We start from the raw sequence: 26,110 nt of genomic DNA, 5'->3' as shown, positions 1-26,110 counted from the left end.
GGGGGGGGGTGTTGTGCCTTCTTTTTATTGCCGGCGGGGGGGTTTTTGGCCCCCGCGGGTCGGGGAATACCCGGGTTTCGGGAAGGGGCGGGGTGGGGGAGAGCCCCGCAGGGCCCGGGCCGTCACGGGGCGCCCGGCGGGAGGAAGGGGAGGCCCGCCGGGGCCCCGCCCTCGATCAGCCGCAGCAGCGCGTCCGTATCGGCGTGCTCCGAGATCAAGTCCCCCAGCAGGTCCAGCTGTTCCTCCCGCAGCGCGGCGAACGACGTGTCCGGGGCCGGGACGAACCGGCGCCCGGCCGCCGAGGCCACCTCGCGCAGGAACGCCCGGCGGAAGCCGTCCGACTCCAGCGAGCCGTGCCAGTGCGTCCCCCACACCGACCCCACCCGGCATCCGTCCAGGAACGGGGTACCGCCCAGGACTTCGGCCACGCCGTGGTGGATCTCGTACCCCTCGACCGGCTCGCCGAGCGCCGAGCCCACCGGCCGCGCGAGGGTCTTCTCCCGCTCGAAGCGGATGCGTACCGGCAGCAGGCCGAGGCCGTCCACCGCCCCCGCCCGGGATTCGACCTCGTCCTCGATGTGCTCGCCCAGCACCTGGAACCCGCCGCAGATTCCGAGCACCGGCCGCCCCTGCGCGGCCCGCCGCACCAGCGCGTCCGCGAGGCCGCGCTCGCGCAGCCAGGCCAGGGCCTTGACCGTGCCCCGGGTGCCGGGCACGACGACCAGGTCCGCGTCGGCGAGTTCCTCCGCCCGGTCCACGAACCGCACGACGACCCCCGGCTCCGCCGCGAGCGCGTCCACGTCCGTGAAGTTCGACATCAGCGGCACCGCGCACACCGCGACCCGCAGCACGTCCTCGCCGACCGGCGGGGCGACCACGGACTCCCGTACCGCGCCGCGCAGCGAGACCCGCAGCCCGTCCTCCTCGTCGATGCCGAGCCCGTGCTGGAACGGCAGCACCCCGTACGTCGCGCGCCCCGTGAGCCCGCGCAGCATCTCCATGCCGGGCTCCAGCAGCGAGACGTCGCCGCGGAACTTGTTCACCAGGTACCCGGCGATCAGCGACTGGTCCTCGGGCGACAGAAGAGCCGTCGTCCCGAAGAAGGACGCGAAGACCCCGCCCCGGTCGATGTCCCCGACCACGACCACGGGGAACCGCGCGGCCCGCGCGATCCCCATGTTCACGATGTCGGTCCGGCGCAGGTTGATCTCGGCCGGACTCCCGGCCCCCTCGCAGATCACGGCGTCATAAGTGCCCCGCAGCTGCTCCAGGCAGTCCGTGACGATGCCGAGCAGCTGCTCCTGGCGCCCCCCGTGGTAGCCGCGGGCGCTCATCTCGCCCACCGGCTTGCCCAGCAGCACCACCTGGCTGCTCCGGTCTCCGCCGGGTTTGAGCAGCACCGGGTTCATCAGCGCGGTCGGCTCCACGCGCGCGGCCTGCGCCTGCATCGCCTGCGCCCGCCCGATCTCGGCGCCCTCCCGCGTCACGAACGAGTTCAGCGACATGTTCTGCGCCTTGAACGGGGCCACCTTGACGCCCTGTCGGGCCAGCCAGCGGCAGATGCCCGCCGTGACCACGCTCTTGCCCGCGTCCGATGTCGTACCCGCGACCAGCAGTCCGCCGCCGCGCCTCGCGCCGCTCATGTGCGCCGCCCCTTCCTCGTCGTACGGGAGACCAGCAGCCGGGCCGCCACGCAGGCCCCCAGCGCCAGCCACGTCACCTGCCGCGAAAGGCGTACCGCCCGCTCGATGTCCGCGACCTCCACGGGCCGCCCCGCCCCGCCGTTCAGCACGGCACGGTGCTCGACCCGGCCCCCGTACGCGAGCGTCCCGCCCAGCCGTACGCCGAGCGCCCCGGCGAACGAGGCCTCCACGGGCCCGGCGTTGGGGCTCGGGTGGGCGGCGGCGTCCGCGCGCCAGGCCCGTACGGCCCCCCGCCGGTCGGGGCCGGCCAGCACGGCGGCGAGCGCGGTCAGCCGGGCGCCCGGCCAGCCCGCGACGTCGTCCAGCCGGGCGGAGGCCCAGCCGTAGCGCAGGTGGCGGGGCGACTTGTGGCCGACCATCGCGTCCAGGGTGTTCACGGCGCGGAAGGCCAGCAGCCCGGGGACGCCGGCGAGGGCTCCCCACACCAGCGCCCCGACGACCGCGTCGGAGGTGTTCTCGGCGACCGACTCCACGACGGCGCGGGCCATCTGCTGCTCGTCCAGGGCCTGCGGGTCGCGCCCGCACAGGTGCGGCAGCCGCTCCCGGGCCACCTCGGCGTCCCCGGCGGCGAGCGCCCCGCCGATGGCGCGGGCCTCCCGGCCCAGCGAGGTGCCGCCTACGACGGCCCAGGTGGCGGCCGCGGTCAGGGCGATACGGGCGGCCGCGGGCCGGGAGCGCACGGCCCGCGCGCCCAGCGCGCCGACGGCGGCCGCGCCCCCGGCGCACACCAGGGTGTGCAGGACGCCCCGGGCGCGGTCGTCGCGCCACAGGGCGCGCTCGACGGCTGCGGCGGTTCGTCCGAAGGCTGCCACGGGGTGCCCTCGGCGCGGATCACCGAGGATCCGGTCGCCGATCAGGCCCGCCGTGGCCCCGTACGCGAAAACGCGATCGGCACGCATGGTGGCAGGTATGTCCTCACTCAGGGTCCGCGCCCTGGTTCGACGTGACCGGCGACGAGAGTTCCTGGCTCCCGGATCGCACTCGGCCGAGTGCTCCGGTGACAGTGGCGGGACCGCGCCGGATTCGCACCGGACTTCCTCTCCATGCCGCCGTATTGGCTCGGGCAGTCCACCACGCACCGCGAAGGCCCGTCAACTCGCCGTTGACCTGGGACGGGGCGTGCGACGGGGCGGGCGAGGACGTATGCGAAAGCTCCCCCCGGGACAAACCCGGAGGGAGCCTTGACGCGTGGTGCGCAGGTGTCTCAGCTGATGATCAGGTAGATGCCGTACGTCACGGCCACCGCGCACAGCGCGAAGCAGGCGTACGCGCCGCTGCGGGCCACGGTGGCGGCGCCGCCCTGTTCGGTGGCGGACTCGTGCCTGGAGAGGCCCACGAGACCCAGGGTGAAGAGGGCCACGAGTGCGACGGTGGCGGAGAGGCTGACCCCGAAGACGGAGCCGAGTGCTGCCCAGTCGATCTTCATACTGCCGTTTCCTCTGTCGTTCTCGGGGTCAGACCGCGGCGGCCGGAGCCGCAGGGGTCGCGGGGGTCGCCGTCGAGGCCGGGATGGTGGCCCTGAGGTCTTCGTCCGTCACCGCGGCGGTCGTACCCGCGATCGGCGGGACGGCCACGGCGGCCATGGCGGTGGTGACCACACCGGGCTGCTCCGCCTCGGTGGCGGCGAGCGGCTCCACGTCGTTGACGTTGTGGTGGTCGACGACCTGGCGGCGGGAGATGAGCCAGATGGCGAAGCAGGAGGCGACCAGGAAGACCGCGACGGCGGCGACGCCGACGTCACCGGTCCGCATGACCAGCTCGGCGCCGGAGGCGACCAGCGCCGCGGCCGGCAGGGTCAGGCCCCAGGCGATGAACATGCGGGTGGCGGTGGACCAGCGGACCACACCGCCCTTGCGGCCCAGGCCCGCACCCATGACCGCACCGGAGCAGGCGTGGGTGGTGGAGAGGGAGAAGCCGAGGCTGGAGGAGGCCAGGATGACGCTGGCGGCCGAGGTCTGGGCGGCGAAGCCCTGCTGCGGCTGCAGGTCGGTCAGGCCGCTGCCCATGGTGCGGATGATGCGCCAGCCGCCCAGGTAGGTGCCCATCGCGATGGCCATGCCGGCGGAGACGATGACCCACACCGGCGGGTTGGAGCCGGGGGCGAGCGCACCGCCGGCGATCAGCGCCAGGGTGATGATGCCCATCGTCTTCTGCGCGTCGTTGGTGCCGTGCGCGAGGGAGACGAGACCGGCCGAGGCGATCTGGCCGGCGCGGTAGCCCTTGGTGGAGGTCTTCTCGCCGACCTTGGTGCCGAGCTTGTACGTGATCTTGGCGGCCAGCAGCGCGGCGATTCCGGCGACCAGGGGCGCGGCGAGCGCGGGGATGAGCACCTTGGTGACGACGACGCTGCCGTTGACGGCGTCGAGGCCGGCGGAGGCGACCGCGGCACCGATCAGACCGCCCATGAGGGCGTGGGAAGAGCTGGAGGGGAGCCCGACGAGCCAGGTGACGAGGTTCCAGAGGATCGCGCCGACCAGGGCGGCGAAGATCACTTCTGGCTGAATGCCCTCTTCGTTGACCAGGCCCTTGGAGATCGTCTTGGCGACCTCCACGGACATGAACGCGCCGACGAGGTTCAGCACGGCGGACATGGCCACCGCAGTCTTGGGCTTGAGGGCGCCGGTCGAGATGGTGGTGGCCATCGCGTTGGCCGTGTCGTGAAAACCGTTCGTGAAGTCGAACACGAGAGCGGTGATGATCACGATCCCGAGGAGAAGCGTTATGTGCTCCATTTACCCAGGCTTCTGTTTGACGTCAGTGGCTCGTGGACCGTAAGCAACCTGGATGAACGGAAGGTGAACTGACATGGGCGGTGCGGTGTCTGCCCGAGGCGTGCGATCGGGACGTTTGTCCCCCCAGTGGCGTAGATATACCGATTAATGCACGTCAGGGCCCGGTGAACGGGACCCTCCGCAGGGGACTTCCGGCACCCGGCTCCCCCGTGCGGCCCCGCGAAGAGATTCAGATCACCCTCCGGTGGCGCGCCCGGTGGCCCCCCGTGGCCCCGGCCCCGACACTGGAGCGGTGCGCACCGCTACAGCGACGGCAGCGGCCGTCACCACGACCCTCCTGGGTGCCGGTGCGGCCGCTGTCGTGGCCGCCGCCTTGGCCGGCCGGTACGCCGCCGACGCGGCGCTGCGGCCCGAGCCCGGCCGCCCCCTGCCCGGCGGGCCCCGGCTCATCGTCCACTCCACCGCCGCCGGCCGCATCGAGCTGACGCGCTCGCTGGCCTCCCTGCGCGCCGGTACGTACGGACTGACCGCGCCCGGGGTGCACGCGGTCGTCGGCCCGGTGATCGCCGACGCCCCGCACGATCCCGACACCGTCGTACGCCGTCTGCTCGCCGTCACCCACGGCAGCCTCGACCCCGGCACCCGCGTCACCCTGACCCCGCAGGTCCACCTGGGCAACCCGCGCACCGCCCTCGGCCTCGACCACGCCGACGTGGACGTCCCCGGCGAGCTCGGGGCGCTGCCCGCCTGGTTCGTGCCCGCCGCCCGCGACACTTGGGTGATCACCGTCCACGGGCTCGGCGCCACCCGCGAGCACCCGATGGTGGTGATGCCCTTCCTGCACCGCCACCGGCTGCCCGTCCTCGACGTGGCCTACCGGGGCGACCTCGGCGCCCCCGCCCCCCCGGACGGCCTCGGCCACCTCGGCGAGTCGGAATGGCGCGACCTCGACGCCGCCATCCGCTACGCGCTGCGCTACGGCGCCCGCCGAGTGATCCTGCACGGCTGGTCCAGCGGCGCGGCCATGGCCCTGCGGGCCGCCGAGCGCTCGGCGCTGGCCGACCGGATCTCCGGGCTGGTGCTCGACTCGCCCGTCCTCGACTGGCACGCCACCCTGCGCGCGCTCGCCGCGGCCCGCCGCACCCCGGCCGCGCTGCTGCCCTTCGCGGTCCGGGCGGCCGAGGCGCACGCCGGACTGCGGGCCGACCACCGGGCGCCGGGGGCGGACCCCGGCGCACTGAAGGTGCCCGTCCTGATCTTCCACGGCCCGGACGACGCGCTCGCCCCCTGGGAGCCCGCCCGCCGGCTCGCCGCCGCGCGGCCGGACCTCGTCACCCTGCATCCCGTCCGCGAGGCGGCGCACGGGGCGATGTGGAACGCCGACCCGGCGGGTTACGAGGAGGCCTTGCGCCGCTTCCTCACCCCTCTCATGTGAAGGCCGTGTGCCGCAGGAGGCAGGGTGGGCGGTTTGTCCCACTACCTCCCCGTGGTGACAGGTGGAACTGGCTGGTTCCGTTTGGGCTTTCGGCCGGTGACGGGCGAGACTGCTTCCGTGACGTCCCGAACGCCTGATGAGCAGTTGGCTCGCGACTCCAGACTCCGACTCGTCTCCCCCCGGTCCGTTGCCACGGCCCGCAAGGCGGTGACCGACCGGCGAACCCGGACCACCCCGAGGCCTCCGGCGGGCACCCCCGCCACGGCCGACCTCGCGAACCGGGCCCGCGCCTCGCTGGCCGACGCCGTACGGCTGGCGCGCTGGGCCGAGCTCAACCTCGGTGCCGGGGACGGTGGTCGGCCCGCGCCCGCGGCCGCGCTGCCCGCCTCCGACGTCGAACGCGCCGCCGCCGAACTGCACCTGACGCACGGCCAGATCCGGGTCGGCTGGGACCGGTCCCGGCTCGCCGGCCTGGTCGAGGTGCACGGCGGCCATGCCCGCCCCGGCTGGCGGCTGCGCGCCTGGGACCGCGACGACACCGCCGTACTGCGCGGCTGGGTCGCCCTCTTCGACGCCTGGTCGCTGGTCCACCCGGCCCCCGCCGACATCGCCCCCGCAGTCGTCGCCGAGGTCGTCGAGGCCATGCCCCAGCTGCTCTCCCTGCTCCAGCTGTCCGCCGGACCCGTGAGCGTCCCCGACCTGCTGGACCTGCTCGGGCAGCGCGTAGAGGAACTGCGCGACGAACGGTGCGAGATCCCCTACGAGACCGCCGCGCCGGACGCCGCGCCGGGCGCCACGCCCGCCGTGGCCCCCGTGCCGCTCGCCCGCCTGCTGCGCTGGGCGCTCGGCGGACTCGCCGCGGTCGACGCCGTCACCCTCGGCCCGGCGCAGGCCACCCTGACCCCGCTCGGCAGCTGGGCGGTGTGGGTCAAGCTGGAGCAGATCTGCGTCGCCGCGCAGAGCCCGGCGGGGAACATCGAGCAGTCCGCCGCCGCCATGCTGCACGGCTGCGCCCGGCTCACCCCGGGCCCGGCCCGCGCCGAGTACCAGGCCTGGCTCGCCGCCCGGCCGGTCGGCCACGCCGTCTCCGAGCTGCTGCACGCGGCCCGCGGCGAGGACGCCCTGCTGCGCGGCCTGGCCTTCGAGGCCCTGCGCGTGGTCGGCGCCCCCGCCGAACCCGATGTGCGGGCGGCCTCGCGGGAGGCGACGCTGCGCCCCTACGCGCTGCTCTGGCTCGCCGAGCACGACGGGGTGGACCCCGACGAGGCCCAGGACGTCCTGACCGCCGAGGAGTCGACCTGGCTCTGGGTGGACACCGCGGCCGCCATCGCCGACCACGGCGAGGCCGACCTGCTGGCCCGCCACCTGGACTCGGCCGTGCGGACCACCGTCCCGCGGCTGCTGGACGAGGTCCGCGCGGTGGGCCACCCCCGCACCGTGCAGGTGCTGGTCGCGCTGGCCGCCGCCCACCCCGACCCGGCCCTCGCCAAGGCGGTGCGCCGGGCGGCCTTCCAGGTCCACACCGGCGGCGCGTAGCGCCCCGTACGAGGGCAGTCAGGGGCGGAAGCGGAACCGGAAGCGCCGCGGGCCGGTCAGACCTGCGGCGCGTAGGTCCCGAAGCTCCAGATGTTGCCCTCGGCGTCCTTGGCCATGTAGTCCCGCGACCCGTAGTCCTGGTCGGTCGGCTCCATCAGGATCCGCACCCCGTGCTCGACGGCCCGGCGGTGGTGCGCGTCCACGTCGTCGACCACGACGTAGACCCCCACCGGGCCCGCGCCCTCCATGGCCTTGTCGAAGGCGCCGCCCCGGCCCTTGCTGCCGAGCATCACCGCGCCGTTCCCGTACGACAGCTCCGCGTGCATCACGGCGCCGTCATCCCCCTCGTACACCGCCACCTGGGTGAAGCCGAAGGCCTCCGTCAGCTGCTGGATCGCGGCCTTGGCGTCGCCGTAGAGCAGCGTCGGGTAAATGGACGGAACACCTGCCATGACGATCACTCCCTCTCGTGCAGTGCGGGTCGGTGAATGGGTCGGCATGTGACCCGCACCACAGCATGGCAGGCGCCGCCGACAGTCAGCGGAAGGTGTTGCACTGGGCCATGTCACCCGTGCGGTAACCCTGGTAGAACCACTGCTGGCGCTGCTCGGCGCTGCCGTGGGTCCAGGATTCCGGGGTCACCCGGCCCTGGAACTTCTCCTGGATCCGGTCGTCGCCGACCGCGGCCGCCGCGTCCAGGCCGTCCCGGATGTCCTGGTCCGTCAGGCTGGTGATCAGCGGCCGGCCCGTGGACTCGTCCGGCGTCGTCGTCGCGTGGCGCGCCCACACCCCGGCGTAGCAGTCGGCCTGGAGCTCGACCTTGACCGCGTTGCTGTTCGCGCCCTGCTGCCCGTCCTGGGCCCTCTGCAGGGTGCCGGTCAGGTTCTGGATGTGGTGCCCGTACTCGTGGGCGATCACGTACGCCTGGGCGAAGGGTCCGCCGGAGGCGCCGAACTTCGTCCGCAGGTCGTCGAAGAAGCCGAGGTCCAGGTAGACCTGCCGGTCACCGGGGCAGTAGAAGGGGCCGACCGCAGCGGTCGCCGCCCCGCAGGCCGTGTTCACCCGGCCGGTGAAGAACACCGTCTGCGCCGGGCTGTACTGGCCCTGGCGCCGCTGGAATTCCTGCTTCCAGAAGTCCTGGACGCTGTTGACCACCGCGACCATCCGGCAGTCCTCCCGCTCGTTCGCGTCCTTGCCGGTCTTGCAGGTCTGCTGCACCTGCGCGATGGAGGAGGAGGCCGCCGTGGGCTCCGAGCTGCCGTCGGTCAGGCCCAGCTGCTCCGGCCCCACCCCGAACAGCAGCCCCATGATCAGCGCGATGAGACCGACGATGCCGCCGCCGATCGTGGCCTTCCCGCCCGGGATGCGGCCGCCGCCGCGCACGTCCTTGACCTCGGAAGTGTCCAGATTGGCGTTGTCGTCGAACTGCATCCCGCACCGCCCTCGAATCCACGTGGCCGCCCCTGCGGCGAGTATCAACCCGTTCATCCTGATACGCGCCCGGGCGCACCGGTGTGATCCGTGCGCCGAACGGGGGACCCGGGGGAGCGGAGGCTGGCCGTCCGGCGGCCCGGAAAGTAGTTGCGCACCCCCGGTAGAATGACTCTCATGGCAAATCTCCTCGCGGATTAGCGGCGTCGAAGCTTCGCGTCCTGCCTTCCGCCGTCCCCACCCCGCCCTGGAGTATTTCCGTGATCACCGCCACCGGCGTCGAGCTGCGCGCCGGCGCCCGCGTCCTCATCGAGTCCGCTTCCTTCCGCATCGCCAAGGGCGACCGCATCGGCCTGGTCGGCCGCAACGGAGCGGGCAAGACCACCCTCACCAAGTGCCTCGCGGGCGAGGGGCAGCCGGCCGCCGGCTCCATCGCCCGCTCCGGCGAGGTCGGCTACCTCCCGCAGGACCCGCGCACCGGCGACCTCGAGGTCCTGGCGAGCGACCGGATCCTGTCCGCGCGCGGCCTCGACGTCCTGCTCAAGAAGATGCGGATGAACGAGGAGCGCATCTCCAACGGCTCCGGCGCCACCCGTGAGAAGGCGATGCGCCAGTACGAGCGCCAGGAGACGGAGTTCCTCACCAAGGGCGGGTACGCCGCCGAGTCCGAGGCCGCGACCATCTCCGCGGCCCTCGGCCTTCCCGACCGGGTACTCGGCCAGCCGCTGCACACCCTCTCCGGCGGCCAGCGCCGCCGCGTGGAGCTCGCGCGCATCCTCTTCTCGGACGCCGACACCCTGCTCCTCGACGAGCCCACCAACCACCTCGACGCCGACTCGATCGTGTGGCTGCGCGACTACCTGAAGAACTACCGCGGCGGCTTCATCGTGATCTCCCACGACGTCGACCTGGTCGAGACCGTCGTGAACAAGGTGTTCTACCTGGACGCCAACCGCGCCCAGATCGACGTCTACAACATGGGCTGGAAGCTCTACCAGCAGCAGCGCGAGGCCGACGAGAAGCGCCGCAAGCGCGAGCGCCAGAACGCCGAGAAGAAGGCCGCGGCCCTCAACTCCCAGGCCGACAAGATGCGCGCCAAGGCGACCAAGACCGTCGCCGCGCAGAACATGGCCAAGCGCGCCGACCGCCTGCTGGCCGGCCTGGAGGCCGTCCGCGTCTCCGACAAGGTCGCCAAGCTGCGCTTCCCGGACCCGGCGCCCTGCGGGAAGACCCCGCTGACCGCCGAGGGCCTGTCGAAGTCGTACGGCTCGCTGGAGATCTTCACCGACGTCGACCTGGCCATCGACAAGGGCTCCCGCGTCGTCATCCTGGGCCTCAACGGCGCCGGCAAGACCACCCTGCTGCGCCTGCTGTCGGGCACCGAGAAGCCGGACACCGGCACGGTCGTCCCCGGCCACGGCCTCAAGCTCGGCTACTACGCCCAGGAGCACGAGACCCTGGACCCCGAGCGCACGGTGCTGGAGAACATGCGTTCCTCCGCCCCGGACCTGGACCTGGTCGCCGTCCGCAAGACCCTCGGCTCCTTCCTGTTCTCCGGCGACGACGTGGACAAGCCGGCCGGGGTGCTCTCCGGCGGCGAGAAGACCCGCCTGGCCCTGGCCACGCTGGTCGTCTCCTCCGCCAACGTGCTGCTGCTCGACGAGCCCACGAACAACCTCGACCCGGCCAGCCGCGAGGAGATCCTGGGCGCGCTGCGCACCTACAAGGGCGCGGTCATCCTCGTCACGCACGACGAGGGGGCCGTGGAGGCGCTGGAGCCGGAGCGGATCATCCTGCTCCCGGACGGCGTGGAGGACCTGTGGGGCCCGGACTACCGGGACCTCGTGGCACTCGCCTGACGTGTGATCCAGTTCCTTATGGATCATTCGGCTCAGGCGTGATCCATCATCTGAGTGAGACGGTCTCGTACCGCCGCACGCTCTTCGACGGCCCCGGCCGCATCCTCACGGATGCGTGACCGGGGTCGCTCTTTTTCGACGTCCGGCCCCTGACCTGGTGATTCCTGCCGAGCGGTAAGGAGTGTGACGGAGGTCATGCAGCGGAAGAGGAGATTCCGTTCTGCTCGCGTGTCCACTCCTCGGGAAATGCCGTCGTACCGACCTTGCTGAATGGGTGGCCAGGAAGCGTGGGAGGGGTGATCATGAGAAGTCCAGAGCGCACTTCCCATGAGGAGGCACGGGTGGCCGAGACTCTGAAGAAGGGCAGCCGGGTAACCGGCGCCGCGCGCGACAAGCTCGCGGCAGACCTGAAGAAGAAGTACGACTCCGGTGCGAGTATCCGGGCGCTGGCCGAAGAGACCGGCCGGTCCTACGGATTCGTCCACCGGATGCTCAGCGAGTCCGGAGTCACGCTGCGCGGTCGCGGTGGCGCGACGCGTGGCAAGAAGGCGGCTGCGGCCTGACCCACCGGTTCCACATTTGGTCCCGATCAGTCCCGATGGTTCCCATGGTTCCAGCGGTTTCAGCTCCGACGGTTCCTTCGGTGACCCCCGGTCGGCCCCATGGCCGGCTGGGTGGTTACTGTGCAGTCACTTAGGCCGAGATCGCGGCCGACTGCACACCGGAGGCACACAGATGGCTCTGCTCGACAAGGACGGCGTACGGCTCACCGTCGACGACACGGTCGCCACGGTGACACTGACCAATCCGGCCAAGCGAAACGCTCAATCCCCCGCGCTCTGGCGGGCGTTGGCGGAGGCCGGACGGTCGTTGCCGGGCACCGTCCGGGTCGTCGTGCTGCGCGGCGAGGGCAAGTCCTTCTCCGCAGGGCTCGACCGGGCGGCATTCACTCCCGAAGGCTTCGAGGGTGAGCCTTCCTTCCTTGACCTGGCGCGCGGTTCGGACGAACTACTCGACTCCACCATCGCCGAATACCAGGAAGCGTTCACCTGGTGGCGGCGCAACGACGTCGTCTCCATCGCCGCCGTGCAGGGGCACGCGATCGGTGCCGGCTTCCAGCTCGCGCTCGCGTGCGACCTGCGCGTTGTCGCTGACGACGTGCAGTTCGCCATGCGCGAGACCAGTCTGGGCCTGGTGCCCGACCTCGCCGGCACCCATCCGCTGACCTCCCTGGTCGGCTACGCCCGCGCGCTCGAGATCTGCGCGACGGGGCGCTTCGTGCATGCCGAGGAAGCCGAGCGCGTCGGCCTCGCCAACCTGGTCGTACCGGCCGGGGAGCTCGACGCCGCCGTCCAGGACCTCACCACCGCGCTGCTGGCTCCGCCGCGCGACGCCGTCATCGAGACCAAGTCGCTGCTGCGCGGCGCAGGGTCCCGGGCGTACGACGAGCAGCGCACCGCCGAGCGTGCGGCGCAGGCCCGCCGGCTGCGCGACCTGGCCGGCCTCTCCGACTGACCCGCCTCCCACTCAGACTCGCCCAGCCCCGCCCGGGGGACCCCCGGGCGGGGCTGGGTCGTGCCACGCGCGGGACGGCATCAGCTGAAATCCAGCCCCGCCGGCGATTGGGGCGCGGGTCCGGGCGGAGCCCGGGGGGCCCGGTCGACCGGCGTAGCCCGTGCGCCCGAGCGGTCGCCGACTTACGGTGGTCAGGAGGAGTCCGCACGCGCGAAGGGACAGCCGATGACCGAATCCGTTTCAGGGAGCATCGCCAAGGACCCCGGCGACCGGGGCCGCACCACCATCGCCGACGGAGTGGTCGAGAAGATCGCCGGGCTAGCCGCCCGCGAGGTGCTCGGCGTCCACGCCATGGGCAGCGGCAGCGGCCTCTCCCGCACTTTCGGCGCCGTCCGCGACCGCGTCCCCGGCGGCTCCAAGGCGTCCGTCAGCCGGGGCGTGAAGGCCGAGGTCGGCGAGGTCCAGACCGCGCTGGACCTGGAGATCATCGTCGAGTACGGCGTGTCGATCCGGGACGTGGCCCGGGCCGTCCGTGAGAACGTCATCTCTGCGGTGGAGCGGATGACCGGCCTGGAGGTCGTCGAGGTCAACATCGCGGTCAGCGACGTCAAACTTCCGGACGAGGAAGACGAAGAGCCGGAATCCCGGCTCCAGTAGCCGTTCCTTTTGCCGAAGGGAGTCCGCATGAGCATGGCGGTCGCCGGCCTGTTGGCCGGCATGACACTGGGATTCGCCGGTTACTTCGGTGGATTCGGGGCCTTTCTACTGGTGGCCGCCCTCGGCGCCATCGGCTTCGTCGTCGGCCGGTTCCTCGACGGCGATCTGGATCCGGGCGACCTGTTCCGCCCCCGCAACCGCGACGACCGGCGCAGGTGAGGCCCCGATGAGCACACCGCGCACCACCCCGCCCCGGTTGGCCGCCGCCGATCGGGGGGCCATCCGTATCGCCGACCGGGTCGTGGCCAAGATCGCCGCGCAGGCGGCCCGGGAGGCGCTCGCCGCGCAGCGCGGCGCGAGGAGTACGGGCGTGCCCCCGCCGCATGCCGTCGTCACCGTGCACCATGACATCGCACGCGTACGGGTAAGCCTGGAGCTCGACTACCCCGGCGACCTCGCCGCCCAGTGCGCGGCCGTACGAAGGCTGGTCGCCGACCGCGTCGAGGCGTACGCGGCGATGACCGTACCCGAGGTGGACATCGACATCGAGCACCTCCACGCCCCGCCGACGGGGACCGCCACCGGCCGGGTCCGGCGGCTGCGGTGACGGCTCGGCTCCGCTCCGCCCGGCGGATCCCGGCCGCCCTCGCCGCGCTCGTCGTGCTCGGGGTGGCGGGCCTGTTCCTCTACGACCTGGCCGCCGTACGGGCCCACCGGCCCGGGATGCGCTGGCGCCGCGAACTCGCCCACCAGCTGGAGCGCCACACCCCGGCGGACCTCTGGGTGATGGTCGCGGGCGGGATCCTCGCCGTGGCCGGGGCCGTACTCCTCGTACTCGCCGTCACTCCGGGGCTGCGCAGGATCCTGACGATGCGCACCGCGGACGCCGAGGTCCGCGCCGGGCTCGACCGCAAGGGCGCCGCGCAGGTGCTGCGGGACCGGGCCATGGAGGTGTCCGGGGTGCGCTCGGTACGGGTCCGCGTGGGCCGCAGCCGCGCCGGGGTCCGGGCCGCCTCGCACTTCCGCGAGCTGGAGGAGGTACGGGCGGACCTGGACGCGGTGCTCGCCGTCGGCATCGAGGAGCTCGGGCTGGCGCACCCGATGGAACCCCGGGTACGGGTGAACCGCGCCGCCGGGAACAAGCGGTGAGCGGGATGCTCGGAGCCGTGAACCGGGCGCTGCTGGCGCTGTGCGGGCTCGCGCTGCTGGCGGGCGGGGTGTTGCTGCTGACGGCTTCCGGGCCGTTCGGCGGGCGCCACGCACCGCTGCTGAGCGCCGAGGCGCGGCGCCACCACTGGCACGCCGAGGGCTGGTGGTGGTGGGCGGTGGCGGCCGGGCTCGCGCTGTGCGTGCTGCTGGCGCTGTGGTGGCTGCTGTCCCAGCTGCGACGCCCCCGGCTGGCGGCGGCGCTGGTGGACACCGGGGACGGCGCGTTCGCCGTGCTGCGGGGCCGGGCGCTGGAGAAGGCGGTGGCCGCGGAGGCGGGCGCCCTGGACGGGGTCGCGCGGTGCCGGGTCGTGCTGCTCGGACGCCGGGGCGCGCCGCGCCTGCGGGTGGCGCTGGAGCTGGAGCCCCACGCGGTGCCGGCCGATGCGCTGGCCGCCCTGGAGGGACCGGTGCTCGAACACGCCCGCACCTCGGCGGGCCTGCCCGAGCTGCCGGTCGAGGCCCGCCTGGAGGTGACCTCCCACCGGGCGCAGCGGGTCACGTGAGGCCTGCTGCGCCCCGCCCGGTGGCGCGGGCCCGTCAGAAGCCGTGCCGGGCGCCGCCGTCGACCGGGAGCATCAGGCCCGTCAGGTAGGAAGCCGCCGGGGAGAGCACGAAGGCGGCCGTGCGGCCGAACTCCTCCGCGGTGCCGTAGCGGCGCAGCGGGATGCGGGACTCGTGCCCCGCGCGGGCTGCCCGCGCGTCGCCGGACAGGGCGTCGAGCTCCCGCACCCGGTCGGTGTCGATGCGGGCCGGCAGCAGGCCGACCACCCGGATCCCGCGGGGGCCGAGCTCCACCGACAGGGACTTCGCGAAGCCCGCGAGCCCGGGGCGCAGCCCGTTGGAGATGGTGAGGCCCGGGATCGGCTCGTGGACGGAGCCCGACAGGACGAAGCCGATGACCCCGCCCTCGCCCAGTTCCGCCGCCGCCGCGCGGGCGAGGCGCACCGCCCCGAGGAAGACCGACTCGAAGGCGGCCGTCCACTGCTCGTCGGTATTGTCCTGCGCGGAGCCGGGGGCCGGGCCGCCGACGCTGATGAGGATGCCGTCGAAGCGGCCGAAGTGCTCGCGTGCCGCGGCGATCAGCCGGGAGGCCGCCGCCGGGTCGGAATTGTCCGCCGCCACGCCCAGCGCGTTCGGGCCCAGTTCGGCGGCGGCCCGCTCGGCGCGCTCCGCGTCGCGGCCGGTCACGATCACCTTCGCGCCGTCGGCGGCCAGTTCGCGGGCGGAGGCGTAGCCCAGGCCCCGGGTGGCGCCGGTGACGACGTAGACGCGGTCCTTCAGTCCAAGATCCATGCGGCCAACGCTACGCGGTCGTCGGCTCCAGGTCCGCGGCAGCGGCCTCCTTGGCCGCCGCCTCCTCGCGGTCGCGCTTCTCCCGGCGGACCAGGACCACCCAGCCCGCCGGAACGCCCAGCGTGAACAGCCACCACTGGATGGCGTACGCCATGTGCGGGCCGATCGAGTCGTGGTCGGGCTCGGCGACCACCTCGGGGCTGCCGTCCGACGGGACCGGAGCGGTGAGTTCCAGGTAGCCGCCGAGGACCGGCTTGCCCAGGGACTCCTGCTGCTGCTCACTGTTGATGAGCATCACCTGGCGGTCGGGCAGGCCCTTGCGGTCCTTGATGCCGCTGCCGCCGCTGGTCTCGTCGGCCTTCAGCCGTCCGGTCACCGTCACCTCGCCCGAGGGGGCGGCCGGCACCGGCGGGTAGGCGCGCGGGTCGTCGCCGCCCGGCACCCAGCCGCGGTTGACCAGCACCACGCGGCCGTCGGCGAGCACCAGCGGGGTCAGGACCTGGAAGCCGACCTTGTCGTCGTTGGAGGTGCGCATCCGTACGACGACCTCGTGCGCGGGGTCGTACGTGCCGGTGGCGGTGACGGCGCGCCAGAAATCGGCGCGCGGGACCTCGTGGCCCGGGGCGGTGATCTCGGCCACGGGGACCGGCTTCGCGGACAGGTTCGCAGCGATCAGCTCGTTCTGCGCGACCCGGTGCTCATGGCGGTGGAACTGCCAGAACCCCAGCTTGATCATCGCGGGGATGAGGACGAGGCCGATGAGGGTGAGGCACACCCACTGCCGGGTCAGCACAAAGCGGTACACGCCCACGACGGTACCCCCAGCGGCGAGGACCCCGGCGGCCGGGTGGCCGTCCGGGGTCGCAGGAAGCGGGGAGGGGGAGAGGGGGAGGGGCGTGGGGGGGCGCGGGAGTCAGACGCGGTCGATGATGCCCGCCTTCCCTTCCGCGCGGGCGCAGTGCCCGCCGCAGAACCACTGGCCCTCGACCTCGACGCCCTGGCCGATGATCTGGACCCGGCAGTGCTCGCAGATGGGCGCCATGCGGTGAATGGCGCAGGAGAAGCAGTCGAAGACGTGCACGGCGCCCTGCGCGTGCACCTCGAAGGACATGCCGTAATCGTTTCCGCAGACTTCGCAACGTGCCATGGGCCGCATGCTGCGCAGGGCGGCCCACCGGAACAAGATCCACCGGGGTGAGTCGCCGCGCCTGCACCCGGCCGGCCCAACGAGCGGACCGCCGCGCGTGCCAACGCCAGGCTCACCGCCCCGGGCTCGCGCCCCAGGCCCACCGCCCCGGGCCCACCGCCCCGGGCCCACCGTCTCGGGCTCCCGCCCCGGCCTCCCGCCCCGGGTTCAGGCGCAGTCTTGCGCCGGAGCCACGTCCCGCAGCAGCTGCGTGAAGGCGGCCTCGTCGACGACCGGCGTGCCGAAGGCCTTCGCCTTGACCGTCTTGGAGGTCGCCGAGTCCGGGTCGTTGGTCACCAGCAGGCTCGTGAGCCGCGACACACTCGTCGCGATGTGCAGGCCCGCCTCGACCGCGCGGTCCTCCAGCAGCTCCCGGTCCACCGAGGTGTCGCCGGAGAACGCGATCCGCATGCCCTGCTTGAGCGGCTTGCCGTCCTCGAAGCGCCCCGGGTTCGGGTGCGGGCACGGCGGCCGCTTGCGCGAGGGCCGCCAGCTGCCGCTCCCGTACGAGGCCTGGTACCCGATGCGCGGGACGGCGGGGGAGTCCGACCACTCCGTCAGCGGCCGGCACTCCAGCAGCGGCAGCCGCACGTTGTCCCGAGCGGCCGCGTGCAGCGACGGACGGAACGCTTCCGCCAGCACCCGGGCGTCGTCCAGCGCGTGGTGCGCGCGCTGCTGGACCACGCCGAAGTGCGCCGCGAGCGACTCCAGCTTGTGGTTGGGCAGCGGAAGGTGCAGTTCCTTCGACAGGGCGATGGTGCACAGCCGCTGACGGGTCGGCGCGTTCTCGGCGGCCCGCGCGTACTCCCGGGCGATCATCTGCCAGTCGAAGATGGCGTTGTGCGCGACGAGCACCCGGTCCGCGAGGCGGCCGGCGAACTCCTCGGCGATGTCCTTGAAGAGCGGCGCATCGGCGAGCACGTCACTGGTGAGCCCGTGGATCCACACCGGTCCGGGGTCCCGCTGCGGGTTGACCAGGGTGTACCAGTGGTCCTCCACATTGCCGTGCGCGTCGAGCCGGTAGACGGCGGCAGAGACTATCCGGTCGTCACGAGCGAGCCCGGTGGTCTCCACGTCGACGACCGCGTACCCCTGGGGGTAGGCGGTCGGCCACGTCGTCTCTGGGGTCGTACGGTCGGCGAGCATGGTCACAGAGGATATCGGCCCGGACCGACAGCCGGGGCCCGATGTCCTGTCAGCCCAGTTCCGCCACGAGGTCACCGGCGCTCACCCGGGCGAAGGAATCCGGTGCCTCGGCCGGCCCGGGGAAGAGCCGGTACGCCGTACCCGAGGCCCCTTCGGGGGCCACGCTCGCGTGCGTCAGCGCCAGGAACACCCGCCTGCCCGCCGCCAGTTCGGCGGCGGCCGCGTCGGCGTCATCGCGCGGCATCCGGGCCTGCGGCGGCTCCAGGGCCGCGATCCGGGCGGCGAATCCGGCGGGCTCCTCGGAGGCCTGCGCCCGGTAGACCCACAGCTCGTCGAGCAGTCCGGGCAGCGGCGCCCGGCGTACGACGGCCACCTCGCGGGAGCGGACGGCGGCCCGCCACACCGCCAGGTCCCACAGGGTCGTGCGGGCGCCGGAGCCGAAGTGCGCGCAGACGTCGGCGGCCACGGCCCCCAGTCGGGCGCCCCCGGCGGAGGCGACGCTCTGGAACTCGTCGGCCGCCGGCAGATGGACGTCCGCCCACAGGGCCCGGCGCGCGGCCAGGTCCACCACCATCGGCAGGCAGACCCGCGACTCGCCCGTCAGGTCGAAGCGCTGGCGGACGGTGCGCGGATCGTACGAGGAGTCGCGCGGGCCCCCGGCGGGCAGCGCCATGAAGCCGGCGAAGGCGTCGGGGAGCTCCTCGAAGGGCACGTTGTTGAAGCTGAAGACCAACGGGACCGCGTACGCGTCGCCGTGGCGGGCGAGCGCGGGCAGGTCGAGGTCGACGTACTCGGTGGCCCCCCGGGGCGCCGGGGCGGAGGTGAGGTCGCCGGAGTGCACGGCGGCCCGGTCCGGCCCGTGCGTGAGGCTGGTGTAGTCGCACAGGCCGGTGAAGTTCCAGTCGGCGTCGAAGAAGGCGACGGACAGGTCGAGGTCGGTGCGGTTGCCCTCCGGCTCCGTCCAGTGCAGGAACAGCCGCAGTACCTCGCCCTCCGGCAGGGTCTGCACGCTGCCCCGCGGCACCGCCACCAGCGCCTTGGCGGCCGTGCGCTCGCCGAAGGGCACCGTCAGGTCCGCGAGCGCGGAGTCGAGGACGGCCAGGTCGTACGGGTCCCCCTGCGCGCCCGCGAACCGGCGCAGCACCTCGCCCTCCAGCAGCGTGACGACGCTGGAGACGAGCGGGGCGGGCAGCGGCGGGCGCCGCTCGGGCACGGACTGCGCGGAGGCGACCTGGCCGCGCGGGAAGAACACCCGGCGCGACCCGGTGCGGTCCTCGGCGCGCACCCGCAGCGCCCCGAGCGCGGACAGCAGCGGACCCGCGCCGACGGAGGGCAGCGCGCGGGCCAGGGCCTGCTCCAGTTCGGGGAGCGGCTCTACGCCAGGGTGCAGGCGCAGCAGGTGGTCGAGGCGGCGTACGAGCTCACCCGGGCGCTGCCCGGCGAGCGCGGCCGCGGCGGACGCGTCCCCCTCGGCGAGGGCCTGCTCCAGCCGCCCGGCCCAGGTGGCGGGGCGGATCCGGCCGCCGTCCACGCGCACGGCGTCCGGGTGTGCGGCGGCGCTCTCCAGCAGCGCGGCCCCGAACGCCGTGGCGGGCGTCACGGCCGTGCCCCGGAGCACGGCGAAGGCGAGCGCGGCCCGGGGGTGGCGGCCGCGGCGCTCGAAGGGGTGCAGGGTCTCGGCGGCGCGCTTCCAGGCGGTCGGGTGCCGCAGCAGGTCCTCCACGAGGTACTGCGGGGTCAACGCGTCGAGCACGCCGAGCAGTTCCCGGCGCAGCGGCCGGGCGAGGGTGGTGAACCGGGGCAGCGGGAACAGTCCCGCGTCGCCGCCGGACAGCACGGCGAGCAGCCGCAGCACGTCGGTGGCGGTGGTCAGCCGGCCGAGCAGCCCGGCCCGGTCGGCGGCGCCGTCCCCGGTCGCGCCCCCCGTCGCGTCCCCGGTCAACAGCGCGGCGAGCACCAGCGCCTTGGTCTCGCGCACCGGGATCTCCTCGGGCAGCAGCCCGCGCCCGGCCGGGCTCAGCGGCAGCAGCGTGAGCAGGTCCTCGCGGTCCTGCGGGGAGAGCGGGGTGCGCCGGGCGAGCAGCGCGTCCACGATCGGCGTGGCGTCGGCGGCGCGGTCGGTGCCGTGCCGCAGCAGGCGCAGCGGGCCCTTGGTGGCGGCCTTGGCGGCGCCGATGGCCCGGACGGGCCGCAGGAAGGGGTCGCCGGCATCGATCTGCCGGTGGCACAGGGGGCAGCCGGAGTAGTCGGCGCCGTCCCAGCACAGCCGGCACACGAGGTGGGCGCAGGGGGCCACCGGGAAGACGGTGCGCTCCTCGCCGCACAGGACGCACGGGTGCTCGGGCTGCTGCAGCAGGTGGGCGAAGACCCGGTCGGTGTACAGCCGTTCGGTGTCGCGCGGCACGACGCCGGGAAAGCGGCGGCGGAGCGGGACGTGGGTGCGGTCCGCGCCGAGCAGGGAGTCGAGGAGGCCGGCCAACCGGGCGTGGGCGGCCGCGAGGTCCTCGGGCGGGAGCGCGGCGAGGGCGGCGTAGAGCGTGGGCGGCAGGGTGTGGCCGCGGCCCACGAGTTCCGCCTCGAGTCGGCGCAGGGCGGGGCCGGGGGCGGGGGCGCCGCCGCCGGGCGCCTGGTCGACGTAAACCGTCCGGAGCCGACGCAGCAGCACGGACTCGATGGCAGACATGTGTGTGGGTTCCCTCCGCGTACGAGAACGGGGGCGGAGAGTGGGCGCGCTGATTCGTCAGAGAAGGGGAGAAGGATGCGCGCCGGGGAGCCGCCCCCGTCGCCTTGATCCCATCACGGGCGTCCGGCCGGGGGCAACCGATTAGCGTCGGGCCGGAGCAGGGCCGCGACCAGGGCCCGTACGGAGAGCCGGAAGAGCCGTTCGGGGTCCGCCGGGCGGGCCAGCGCGCGGGCGAGCGGGGGGTCGTGGGGGGCGCCGGCCGGGTCCCAGAGCTCGCTCTCGGCGGGGGACTGGGCGGGGGAGCGCTCGCGATTGCGCTCCACGAGCACGAAGCCGATGATCTGGAACTGGATCGCGCGCACCGCGTCGGCGGCGCGGGCGCCGCGCAGCCCGGCCGCGTGCACCTCGTGGACCAGGGCCTGCTGCGAGGGCAGGAACATCCGCTCGGTGAGCCCGCGTTCGTGGACCATCGCGATCAGGTGCGGACGCGTCCGCAGTTCCCGGCGCAGGATTCGGGCCACCGAGAGGATCCGCTCGGCGGGGGTCCGGCCGGCCGGGCGGATGGCGCCCATGTCCTGCACGGTCCGCTCCACGAGCGCGTCGAGCAGGGATTCGCGGTTGCCGACGTGCCAGTAGATCGAGGTCACCGCCGTGCCCAGCTCGGCGGCCAGTTTGCGCATGGTGAGGGCGGCCGGACCGTGCTGTTTGACGAGCAGCGTGGCGGCGTCCAGCACCTCGTCGCGGGTCAGGTTGGTTCTGGCCATGGGATCCGCCCACCTTTCTGTCGGTCCGTCAGTTCTCTTGAGTGCAGGGGTCTTTACCCTTCATCGGTGTCGGTGTAACTGTGTTACAGACCTTCCTCCCGGCTATCGCCGGGCGGTACCCCCAGAAGGGTGGTGCGAGTCATGGCACGCGTACGGTACGGAGCGCGCACGGAGGCCGAGATCGCGGCGTCGCGCGAGAAGAGTTCCAAGCTCCCCGACATCTGGTCCACCGGAGTGGTGGCCGTCTGGGAGAGCGATCCGGACGTGGTGGCGGCGGTGCTGCCGCCGCCGCTCAAGCCGGCCGAACGGCCCCTCGTGCGGGCCAACATCAGCAAGGTGGACCTGCCCGGCTACCCGCTCGGCGCCGGCTCGGTGGCGGTCGCCGCCCAGCACGACGGCGTCGAGGGCTGGTACCCGCTGGTCATGCCGATGACCCACGAGCGCGCCCTGGTCGGCGGCCGCGAGGTCTTCGGCGAGCCGAAGAAGCTGGGCGAGGTCACCGTGGAGCGCGAGGGGCTCGTCGTACGGGCCTCCCTCGCCCGGCACGGGATCGCCTTCGTGGAGGTGCGCGGGGCGGTCGACCGCGAACTGCCGCCGCCCGAGCCGACGGTGAAGACCGACTTCTACTTCAAGTTCCTTCCCGCCGTGGACGGTTCGGGCTTCGACGCCGATCCGGTGCTCGTGCACTGCACGCGCAACGAGAAGGTCCGCAAGCTGGAGCACGTCACCGGGGACGTGGTGCTCCGCGAGTCGATGTTCGACCCCGTGGCCGACCTCCCCGTACGCCGGATCGTGGAGATCACCATCGGCGAGAAGACCACCGACCAGAAGGGCCGGGTCGTCGAGCGGGTCAGCGCCCAGGCCCTGCTCCCCTACATCCACCAGCGTTACGACGACCCGATGCAGATCCTCGACGGGCCGCCCGAGGGGAGCGTCTGACGTGCGACTCGAACCGGGACAGGTGGCCGTCGTCACCGGCGCCGCGAGCGGCATCGGCCTCGCCATGGCCCGCCGCTTCGCCGCCGAGGGCCTCAAGGTCGTCCTCGCCGACGTGGAGGAGGGCGCCCTGCGCAAGGCGGCCGAAGAACTCACCGCCGACGGGGCGCAGGTGCTGGCCAGGCTCGTCGACGTGAGCGAGCGCGACTCCGTGATCTCCCTCGCGGACGCCGCGTACGAGACCTTCGGAGCCGTGCACGTGCTCTGCAACAACGCGGGCGTCGGCTCCGGCGCCGAGGGCCGGATGTGGGAGCACGAGCCCAACGACTGGAAGTGGGCCTTCTCCGTCAACGTCTGGGGCGTCTTCCACGGCATCCAGGCCTTCGTCCCCCGCATGATCGCCGCCGGTGGCCCCGGCCACGTCGTCAACACCTCCTCCGGCGACGGCGGCATCGCCCCCCTGCCCACCGCGTCCGTCTACGCCGTCACCAAGGCGGCCGTGGTCACGATGACCGAATCCCTCTACGCCCACCTCAAGGCGGAGGGCGCGGACATCGGCGCCTCCGTTCTCTTCCCCGGACCGCACATGCTGCGCACCGGGTTGTGGGAGTCGCACCGCAACCGGCCCGAGCGGTACGCGAAGGAGAAGCCGCGCAAGGCCCCGTACCGCAGCCTCGACCAGTACGAGGCCGCGATGAAGCAGGCCGGCCACGAGGTGAACTTCACCCCGGTCGAGGAGGTCGCCGACCACGTCGTGGACGGCATCCGCGCCGGCCGCTTCTGGATGCTCCCGGCCAGCGAGCACAGCGACCGGCAGATCCGCGCCCGGTCGCAGTCGATGCTCGACCGCGCCAACCCCGCCTACCTGGAAAGCTTCATCCTCGACTGAGGGGCTCAGCCGTGACCGTGCCAGACGCCGCATACGAAGACCCGTATCTGATCATCTCCTCCGACTGCCACGCGGGCCTGCCGACCGCGCAGTACCGCCCCTACCTCGACTCCCGCTTCCACCCCGAGTTCGACGAGTTCCTCGGCCAGCAGGGCGCCCGCCGCGAGGAGGCCACCCGGCTCGGCGTGCGCAACGAGGCCTTCGCCGACAAGTGGTTCCACGACCACGAGGAGGGACTCAAGGGCGGCTGGGACACCACCCAGCGGCTCAAGGAACTCGACGGCGACGGCGTGGCCGCCGAGGTCGTCTTCCCGGACGCCGACGCCGTCGACAGCCAGACCGCCGCCCCCTTCGGGGTGGGCCTCGGGCTCTCCGGCGACCAGGACCCCGAGCTCGGCATGGCGGGCGCCCAGGCGCACAACCGCTGGCTCGCCGAATTCGTGGGCCAGAACCCCGAACGGCACTGCGGGGTGGCCCTGCTGCCCATCACCGGCGAGCCGTCGAAGGTGGTCGCCGAGATCCACCGGGCCAAGGAGTCCGGGCTGGGCGCGCTGATGATCCCCTCGATGTGGGTGGACAAGGCGCCGTACCACGACCGCCGCTACGACCCCGTCTGGGCGGCGGCGGCCGAGACCGCGATGCCGATCGTCACCCACTCGGGGGCCGCGCCCCGCCACGAGTACGGCGACCACCTCGGCATCTACGTCTCCGAGGTCACCTGGTGGCCGGCCCGGCCGCTGTGGTTCCTGCTCTGGTCCGGGGTCTTCGAGCGGCATCCCGGCCTGAAGTTCGGCGTCGCCGAGTCGGGCTGCTGGTGGCTGCCGAACCAACTGTGGTTCATGGACCGGCTCTACCTCGGCGCGCACGGCGGCAAGAAGCTCTCGCCGTTCTCCGAGCTGAAGCGGCCGCCGAGCGAGTACCTGGACCGCCAGGTCTTCGTCTGCGCGACGAACACCAAGCGCCGGGAGCTCGCGCAGCGCTACGAGATCGGCGTGGACAACATCCTGTGGGGTTCGGACTTCCCGCACCCCGAGGGCACGTGGCCCGACACCCGCAACTGGCTGAGGAACACCTTCCACGACATCCCGGTCGGCGAGAGCCGCCGGATGCTGGGCCTGGCGGCGGCCGACGTCTTCGGCTTCGACACCGCGAAGCTGGCCCCGATCACCCGCCGCATCGGCCCCACGCCGGCCGAACTGGGCCAGAGCGCGGACCAGGCGGCGGTGGAGGCATCCTGGGCCCGCTCGCGCGAGGTGGGCCGCCACTGGCTGACGGACAACGACTTCCCGGTGCTGGGGGTGAACCCGTGACGTCCCCGGAGCGTTACACCGTCATCTCGGCGGACTGCCACGCGGGCGCGGACCTGCTGGACTACAAGCCGTACCTGGAGAAGCGGTACCACGACGACTTCGACGCCTGGGCCGCCACCTACGTGAACCCGTACGAGGACCTCCTCGCGGACACCGCCGACCGCAACTGGAACTCCGGGCGCCGGCTCTCCGAGCTGGAAGCGGACGGCATCGTCGCCGAAGTCGTCTTCCCCAACACCATCCCGCCGTTCTTCCCCAAGGCCTCCCTGATGGCCCAGCCCCCGACGGCAGCGGAGTACGCGATGCGCTGGGCCGGGCTCCAGGCCCACAACCGGTGGCTGGCGGACTTCTGCGCGGACGCGCCGGGGCGCCGCGCGGGGGTGGTCCAGATCCTGCTCAACGACGTGGAGGCGGCGGTTCGCGAGATCCGCCGCACGAAGGAGGCGGGCCTCACGGGCGGCATCCTGCTGCCCGGCGTCCCGCCCGGCTCCACCGTCCCGGAGCTCTACTCGGCCGCGTACGACCCGATCTGGGCGGTGTGCGACGAGCTGGACGTCCCGGTCAACCACCACGGCGGCTCGGCCTCGCCGCCGCTGGGCGACGAACCGGCGGCCCGCGCCGTCTTCATGGTGGAAACCACCTGGTTCTCGCACCGGGCCCTGTGGCACCTCATCTTCGGCGGTGCCTTTCGCCGCCATCCCGGGCTGAAGCTGGTCCTGACGGAGCAGGGCTCCGGCTGGATCCCGGGCGTGCTGGAGATGCTGGACTACTACCACGGCCGCCTGGTCGCGGCCTCGGCGACGGCCGAGTCCAAATTCGGCGCGGGCCTCGCCGAGTCCATGGGCAAGGGCCCGGGGGAGGTCTGGCGGGACAACTGCTTCGTGGGCGCGAGCTTCATGCGTCCCCACGAGGTCCCGCTGCGGGACCGGATCGGCCTCGACAAGATCATGTGGGGCAGCGACTACCCCCACGACGAGGGCACGACCCCCTACTCCCGCGAGGGCCTGCGCATCGCCTACGCGGGCCTCCCGCGCGAGGAGGTGGCCGCCATGGTCGGCGGCAACGCGGCCCGCGTCTACGGCTTCGACCTCCCCCGGCTCGACGCGCTGGCGGCGAAGCACGGCCCGACGGTAACGGAGATCGCCGAGCCCCTGAAGACGGTCCCGCCCGAGGCCACCAGCCCGGCCTTCGCCCGCGGGGGCTCGGTCCGGGTCTGGTAGCCCCGTTCCCCGACCGGGGCGGCTCGGCCCATGTACACGAGCCGCTCCGGCGGGAACAGGTCGGCGCCGAGCAGCGTGTTCGGGCCGTACACCTCGACGACGAGATCCTTCGCGGCCGCCAGCGGGGACAGACCGACGGGTCCGGCGGAGCGGCTCACGGCGAGACGGGTCAGGCGGGGCAGCTCCAGCAGGGGCTCCAGCCCGGCGGCGAGGGTGCACTTGAGCAGCACGAGGTCAGTCAGCCGCTCGTGCCGGAGCGGTCCCGAGGGATCGAACGACATGCTCTGCAGCTGCAGGATCTCCAGGGCCGGCACGGACCGCTGTCCCGCGAGCTGATCGGCCTGTCGGTCGCTGCCCAGGGTCAGCGCCCTGATGCCCGGCCGCCGTTCGAGCCCGTGCAGTTCCACTCCGGACGCCTTCTTCGCGGCGGGCGGCGAGGCGGCGAGGCGTTCGTGCTCCGGGAGCCGGGCGGGCGCCTCGCCCGGGCGGGTGGCCAGGGTCTGCGCCGGGCGGCGGATCCTCCGGGTCGCCCAGCTCGGCCGGGCGGCGCCAGCGCGCGGCCGGCGCCACCGGGTCCGCCGTCAGGCCGGCGCCCGGCGCCCGCGC

At 73.4% G+C, this 26,110-nt stretch carries 25 protein-coding genes, 1 pseudogene and 1 riboswitch; of the genes and pseudogenes, 14 read left to right on the top strand and 12 right to left on the bottom strand.

Going from position 1 to position 26,110, the window contains the following annotated elements:
- Nucleotides 1–125: 125 nt before the first annotated feature.
- From ACFWB8_RS26920 to ACFWB8_RS26905, 4 genes and pseudogenes are all read right to left on the bottom strand, one after another.
- Nucleotides 126–1,643 (bottom strand): annotated as a pseudogene (locus ACFWB8_RS26920) (cobyric acid synthase); the annotation flags it as partial.
- On the bottom strand, nt 1,640–2,602 hold the full coding sequence (locus ACFWB8_RS26915) for a cobalamin biosynthesis protein (RefSeq protein ID WP_385232257.1): 963 nt from the start codon (nt 2,600–2,602) through the stop codon (nt 1,640–1,642). The gene ACFWB8_RS26915 and the pseudogene ACFWB8_RS26920, both read right to left, overlap by 4 nt.
- Nucleotides 2,603–2,639: 37 nt before the next feature.
- A riboswitch (cobalamin riboswitch) is annotated at nt 2,640–2,783 on the bottom strand.
- Between the two features lie 124 nt (nt 2,784–2,907).
- Entirely contained in the window at nt 2,908–3,129 is a 222-nt protein-coding gene (locus tag ACFWB8_RS26910) for a hypothetical protein (protein WP_385232254.1), read from the bottom strand.
- Between the two features lie 28 nt (nt 3,130–3,157).
- Nucleotides 3,158–4,435 (bottom strand): anion permease, encoded by a 1,278-nt coding sequence (locus tag ACFWB8_RS26905; protein ID WP_385232251.1) that lies wholly within the window; start codon nt 4,433–4,435, stop codon nt 3,158–3,160.
- Nucleotides 4,436–4,727: 292 nt separating this feature from the next.
- Here ACFWB8_RS26905 and ACFWB8_RS26900 point away from each other — a divergent pair, with 292 nt between their 5' ends.
- Both ACFWB8_RS26900 and ACFWB8_RS26895 read left to right on the top strand, forming a co-directional pair.
- The gene (locus ACFWB8_RS26900; protein WP_385232248.1) at nt 4,728–5,870 is read left to right on the top strand and encodes an alpha/beta hydrolase family protein; all 1,143 of its coding nucleotides are present in this window, start codon (nt 4,728–4,730) and stop codon (nt 5,868–5,870) included.
- Between the two features lie 117 nt (nt 5,871–5,987).
- Nucleotides 5,988–7,406: a hypothetical protein gene (locus ACFWB8_RS26895; protein WP_385232245.1), complete on the top strand. Its 1,419-nt coding sequence runs from the start codon at nt 5,988–5,990 to the stop codon at nt 7,404–7,406.
- Nucleotides 7,407–7,462: 56 nt separating this feature from the next.
- Here the strand turns inward: ACFWB8_RS26895 and ACFWB8_RS26890 are convergent, their stop codons facing one another.
- Nucleotides 7,463–7,858, bottom strand: coding sequence for a VOC family protein (locus ACFWB8_RS26890; RefSeq protein ID WP_385232242.1), 396 nt, complete (start codon nt 7,856–7,858; stop codon nt 7,463–7,465).
- An 85-nt stretch (nt 7,859–7,943) separates the two neighbouring features.
- Nucleotides 7,944–8,837, bottom strand: coding sequence for a neutral zinc metallopeptidase (locus ACFWB8_RS26885; RefSeq protein ID WP_385232239.1), 894 nt, complete (start codon nt 8,835–8,837; stop codon nt 7,944–7,946).
- Nucleotides 8,838–9,097: 260 nt separating this feature from the next.
- Between ACFWB8_RS26885 and ACFWB8_RS26880 the strand changes: the two genes are divergently transcribed.
- From ACFWB8_RS26880 to amaP, 8 genes are all read left to right on the top strand, one after another.
- Nucleotides 9,098–10,696 carry an ABC-F family ATP-binding cassette domain-containing protein gene (locus ACFWB8_RS26880; protein ID WP_385232236.1) on the top strand — a complete coding sequence of 533 codons (1,599 nt, stop codon included), beginning with the start codon at nt 9,098–9,100 and terminating at the stop codon, nt 10,694–10,696.
- A gap of 341 nt (nt 10,697–11,037) precedes the next feature.
- The gene (locus ACFWB8_RS26875) at nt 11,038–11,259 is read left to right on the top strand and encodes a helix-turn-helix domain-containing protein (RefSeq protein ID WP_007263382.1); all 222 of its coding nucleotides are present in this window, start codon (nt 11,038–11,040) and stop codon (nt 11,257–11,259) included.
- A 172-nt stretch (nt 11,260–11,431) separates the two neighbouring features.
- Nucleotides 11,432–12,211, top strand: a complete 780-nt coding sequence (locus ACFWB8_RS26870; protein WP_385232231.1) for an enoyl-CoA hydratase/isomerase family protein — start codon at nt 11,432–11,434, stop codon at nt 12,209–12,211.
- A 225-nt stretch (nt 12,212–12,436) separates the two neighbouring features.
- A complete protein-coding gene (locus tag ACFWB8_RS26865; protein WP_385232228.1) occupies nt 12,437–12,868 on the top strand; it encodes an Asp23/Gls24 family envelope stress response protein in 432 nt (143 codons plus the stop codon).
- Nucleotides 12,869–12,895: 27 nt separating this feature from the next.
- Complete coding sequence (locus ACFWB8_RS26860; protein WP_385232225.1) at nt 12,896–13,087, top strand: hypothetical protein; 192 nt, start codon at nt 12,896–12,898, stop codon at nt 13,085–13,087.
- A gap of 7 nt (nt 13,088–13,094) precedes the next feature.
- Nucleotides 13,095–13,475, top strand: coding sequence for a hypothetical protein (locus ACFWB8_RS26855; protein ID WP_385232222.1), 381 nt, complete (start codon nt 13,095–13,097; stop codon nt 13,473–13,475).
- Nucleotides 13,472–14,017, top strand: coding sequence for a DUF6286 domain-containing protein (locus tag ACFWB8_RS26850; RefSeq protein WP_385232219.1), 546 nt, complete (start codon nt 13,472–13,474; stop codon nt 14,015–14,017). The genes ACFWB8_RS26855 and ACFWB8_RS26850 overlap by 4 nt, the downstream gene beginning before the upstream one ends.
- 5 nt (nt 14,018–14,022) lie before the next feature.
- Nucleotides 14,023–14,580 carry an alkaline shock response membrane anchor protein AmaP gene (gene amaP / locus ACFWB8_RS26845; RefSeq protein ID WP_385232263.1) on the top strand — a complete coding sequence of 186 codons (558 nt, stop codon included), beginning with the start codon at nt 14,023–14,025 and terminating at the stop codon, nt 14,578–14,580.
- Between the two features lie 34 nt (nt 14,581–14,614).
- Here the strand turns inward: amaP and ACFWB8_RS26840 are convergent, their stop codons facing one another.
- The 6 genes from ACFWB8_RS26840 to ACFWB8_RS26815 all read right to left on the bottom strand — a co-directional run bounded on the left by ACFWB8_RS26840 (nt 14,615) and on the right by ACFWB8_RS26815 (nt 21,149).
- On the bottom strand, nt 14,615–15,370 hold the full coding sequence (locus tag ACFWB8_RS26840; protein WP_385232216.1) for an SDR family oxidoreductase: 756 nt from the start codon (nt 15,368–15,370) through the stop codon (nt 14,615–14,617).
- Nucleotides 15,371–15,380: 10 nt separating this feature from the next.
- Entirely contained in the window at nt 15,381–16,175 is a 795-nt protein-coding gene (locus ACFWB8_RS26835) for an SURF1 family protein (protein ID WP_385232213.1), read from the bottom strand.
- Between the two features lie 108 nt (nt 16,176–16,283).
- A complete protein-coding gene (locus ACFWB8_RS26830) occupies nt 16,284–16,517 on the bottom strand; it encodes a hypothetical protein (protein WP_385232210.1) in 234 nt (77 codons plus the stop codon).
- Nucleotides 16,518–16,724: 207 nt separating this feature from the next.
- Nucleotides 16,725–17,702, bottom strand: coding sequence for a DEDDh family exonuclease (locus tag ACFWB8_RS26825; RefSeq protein ID WP_385232207.1), 978 nt, complete (start codon nt 17,700–17,702; stop codon nt 16,725–16,727).
- A gap of 49 nt (nt 17,703–17,751) precedes the next feature.
- The gene (locus ACFWB8_RS26820) at nt 17,752–20,385 is read right to left on the bottom strand and encodes an MXAN_6230/SCO0854 family RING domain-containing protein (RefSeq protein ID WP_385232204.1); all 2,634 of its coding nucleotides are present in this window, start codon (nt 20,383–20,385) and stop codon (nt 17,752–17,754) included.
- 113 nt (nt 20,386–20,498) lie between these two features.
- On the bottom strand, nt 20,499–21,149 hold the full coding sequence (locus ACFWB8_RS26815; protein WP_385232201.1) for a TetR/AcrR family transcriptional regulator: 651 nt from the start codon (nt 21,147–21,149) through the stop codon (nt 20,499–20,501).
- A 141-nt stretch (nt 21,150–21,290) separates the two neighbouring features.
- On the opposite strand from ACFWB8_RS26815, the gene ACFWB8_RS26810 reads away from it, so the two are divergent.
- From ACFWB8_RS26810 to ACFWB8_RS26795, 4 genes are read left to right on the top strand one after another with little or no spacing between them, the layout of a single operon-like run.
- On the top strand, nt 21,291–22,088 hold the full coding sequence (locus ACFWB8_RS26810; protein WP_385232198.1) for an acetoacetate decarboxylase family protein: 798 nt from the start codon (nt 21,291–21,293) through the stop codon (nt 22,086–22,088).
- 1 nt (nt 22,089) lies between these two features.
- The gene (locus ACFWB8_RS26805; RefSeq protein ID WP_385232195.1) at nt 22,090–22,974 is read left to right on the top strand and encodes an SDR family NAD(P)-dependent oxidoreductase; all 885 of its coding nucleotides are present in this window, start codon (nt 22,090–22,092) and stop codon (nt 22,972–22,974) included.
- A gap of 17 nt (nt 22,975–22,991) precedes the next feature.
- Entirely contained in the window at nt 22,992–24,284 is a 1,293-nt protein-coding gene (locus ACFWB8_RS26800) for an amidohydrolase family protein (protein WP_385232260.1), read from the top strand.
- On the top strand, nt 24,281–25,504 hold the full coding sequence (locus ACFWB8_RS26795; RefSeq protein WP_385232192.1) for an amidohydrolase family protein: 1,224 nt from the start codon (nt 24,281–24,283) through the stop codon (nt 25,502–25,504). The genes ACFWB8_RS26800 and ACFWB8_RS26795 overlap by 4 nt, the downstream gene beginning before the upstream one ends.
- Nucleotides 25,505–26,110 lie beyond the last annotated feature (606 nt).

The sequence above is a fragment of the Streptomyces sp. NPDC060031 genome, assembly GCF_042736805.1.
Taxonomy (GTDB): Bacteria; Actinomycetota; Actinomycetes; order Streptomycetales; family Streptomycetaceae; genus Streptomyces.
Note: the sequence above shows the minus strand (reverse complement) of the source record. Positions and strands in the feature narration are given on the sequence as shown.

What these genes read in the sequence shown, in the direction of transcription:
- amaP (WP_385232263.1), top strand. Translation starts at nt 14,023, where the DNA reads ATGCTCGGAGCCGTGAACCGGGCGCTGCTGGCGCTGTGCGGGCTCGCG.
- ACFWB8_RS26870 (WP_385232231.1), top strand. Translation starts at nt 11,432, where the DNA reads ATGGCTCTGCTCGACAAGGACGGCGTACGGCTCACCGTCGACGACACG.
- ACFWB8_RS26890 (WP_385232242.1), bottom strand. Translation starts at nt 7,858, where the DNA reads ATGGCAGGTGTTCCGTCCATTTACCCGACGCTGCTCTACGGCGACGCC.
- ACFWB8_RS26905 (WP_385232251.1), bottom strand. Translation starts at nt 4,435, where the DNA reads ATGGAGCACATAACGCTTCTCCTCGGGATCGTGATCATCACCGCTCTC.
- ACFWB8_RS26915 (WP_385232257.1), bottom strand. Translation starts at nt 2,602, where the DNA reads ATGCGTGCCGATCGCGTTTTCGCGTACGGGGCCACGGCGGGCCTGATC.
- ACFWB8_RS26855 (WP_385232222.1), top strand. Translation starts at nt 13,095, where the DNA reads ATGAGCACACCGCGCACCACCCCGCCCCGGTTGGCCGCCGCCGATCGG.
- ACFWB8_RS26815 (WP_385232201.1), bottom strand. Translation starts at nt 21,149, where the DNA reads ATGGCCAGAACCAACCTGACCCGCGACGAGGTGCTGGACGCCGCCACG.
- ACFWB8_RS26820 (WP_385232204.1), bottom strand. Translation starts at nt 20,385, where the DNA reads ATGTCTGCCATCGAGTCCGTGCTGCTGCGTCGGCTCCGGACGGTTTAC.
- ACFWB8_RS26810 (WP_385232198.1), top strand. Translation starts at nt 21,291, where the DNA reads ATGGCACGCGTACGGTACGGAGCGCGCACGGAGGCCGAGATCGCGGCG.
- ACFWB8_RS26830 (WP_385232210.1), bottom strand. Translation starts at nt 16,517, where the DNA reads ATGGCACGTTGCGAAGTCTGCGGAAACGATTACGGCATGTCCTTCGAG.
- ACFWB8_RS26910 (WP_385232254.1), bottom strand. Translation starts at nt 3,129, where the DNA reads ATGAAGATCGACTGGGCAGCACTCGGCTCCGTCTTCGGGGTCAGCCTC.
- ACFWB8_RS26860 (WP_385232225.1), top strand. Translation starts at nt 12,896, where the DNA reads ATGAGCATGGCGGTCGCCGGCCTGTTGGCCGGCATGACACTGGGATTC.
- ACFWB8_RS26825 (WP_385232207.1), bottom strand. Translation starts at nt 17,702, where the DNA reads ATGCTCGCCGACCGTACGACCCCAGAGACGACGTGGCCGACCGCCTAC.
- ACFWB8_RS26885 (WP_385232239.1), bottom strand. Translation starts at nt 8,837, where the DNA reads ATGCAGTTCGACGACAACGCCAATCTGGACACTTCCGAGGTCAAGGAC.
- ACFWB8_RS26840 (WP_385232216.1), bottom strand. Translation starts at nt 15,370, where the DNA reads ATGGATCTTGGACTGAAGGACCGCGTCTACGTCGTCACCGGCGCCACC.
- ACFWB8_RS26865 (WP_385232228.1), top strand. Translation starts at nt 12,437, where the DNA reads ATGACCGAATCCGTTTCAGGGAGCATCGCCAAGGACCCCGGCGACCGG.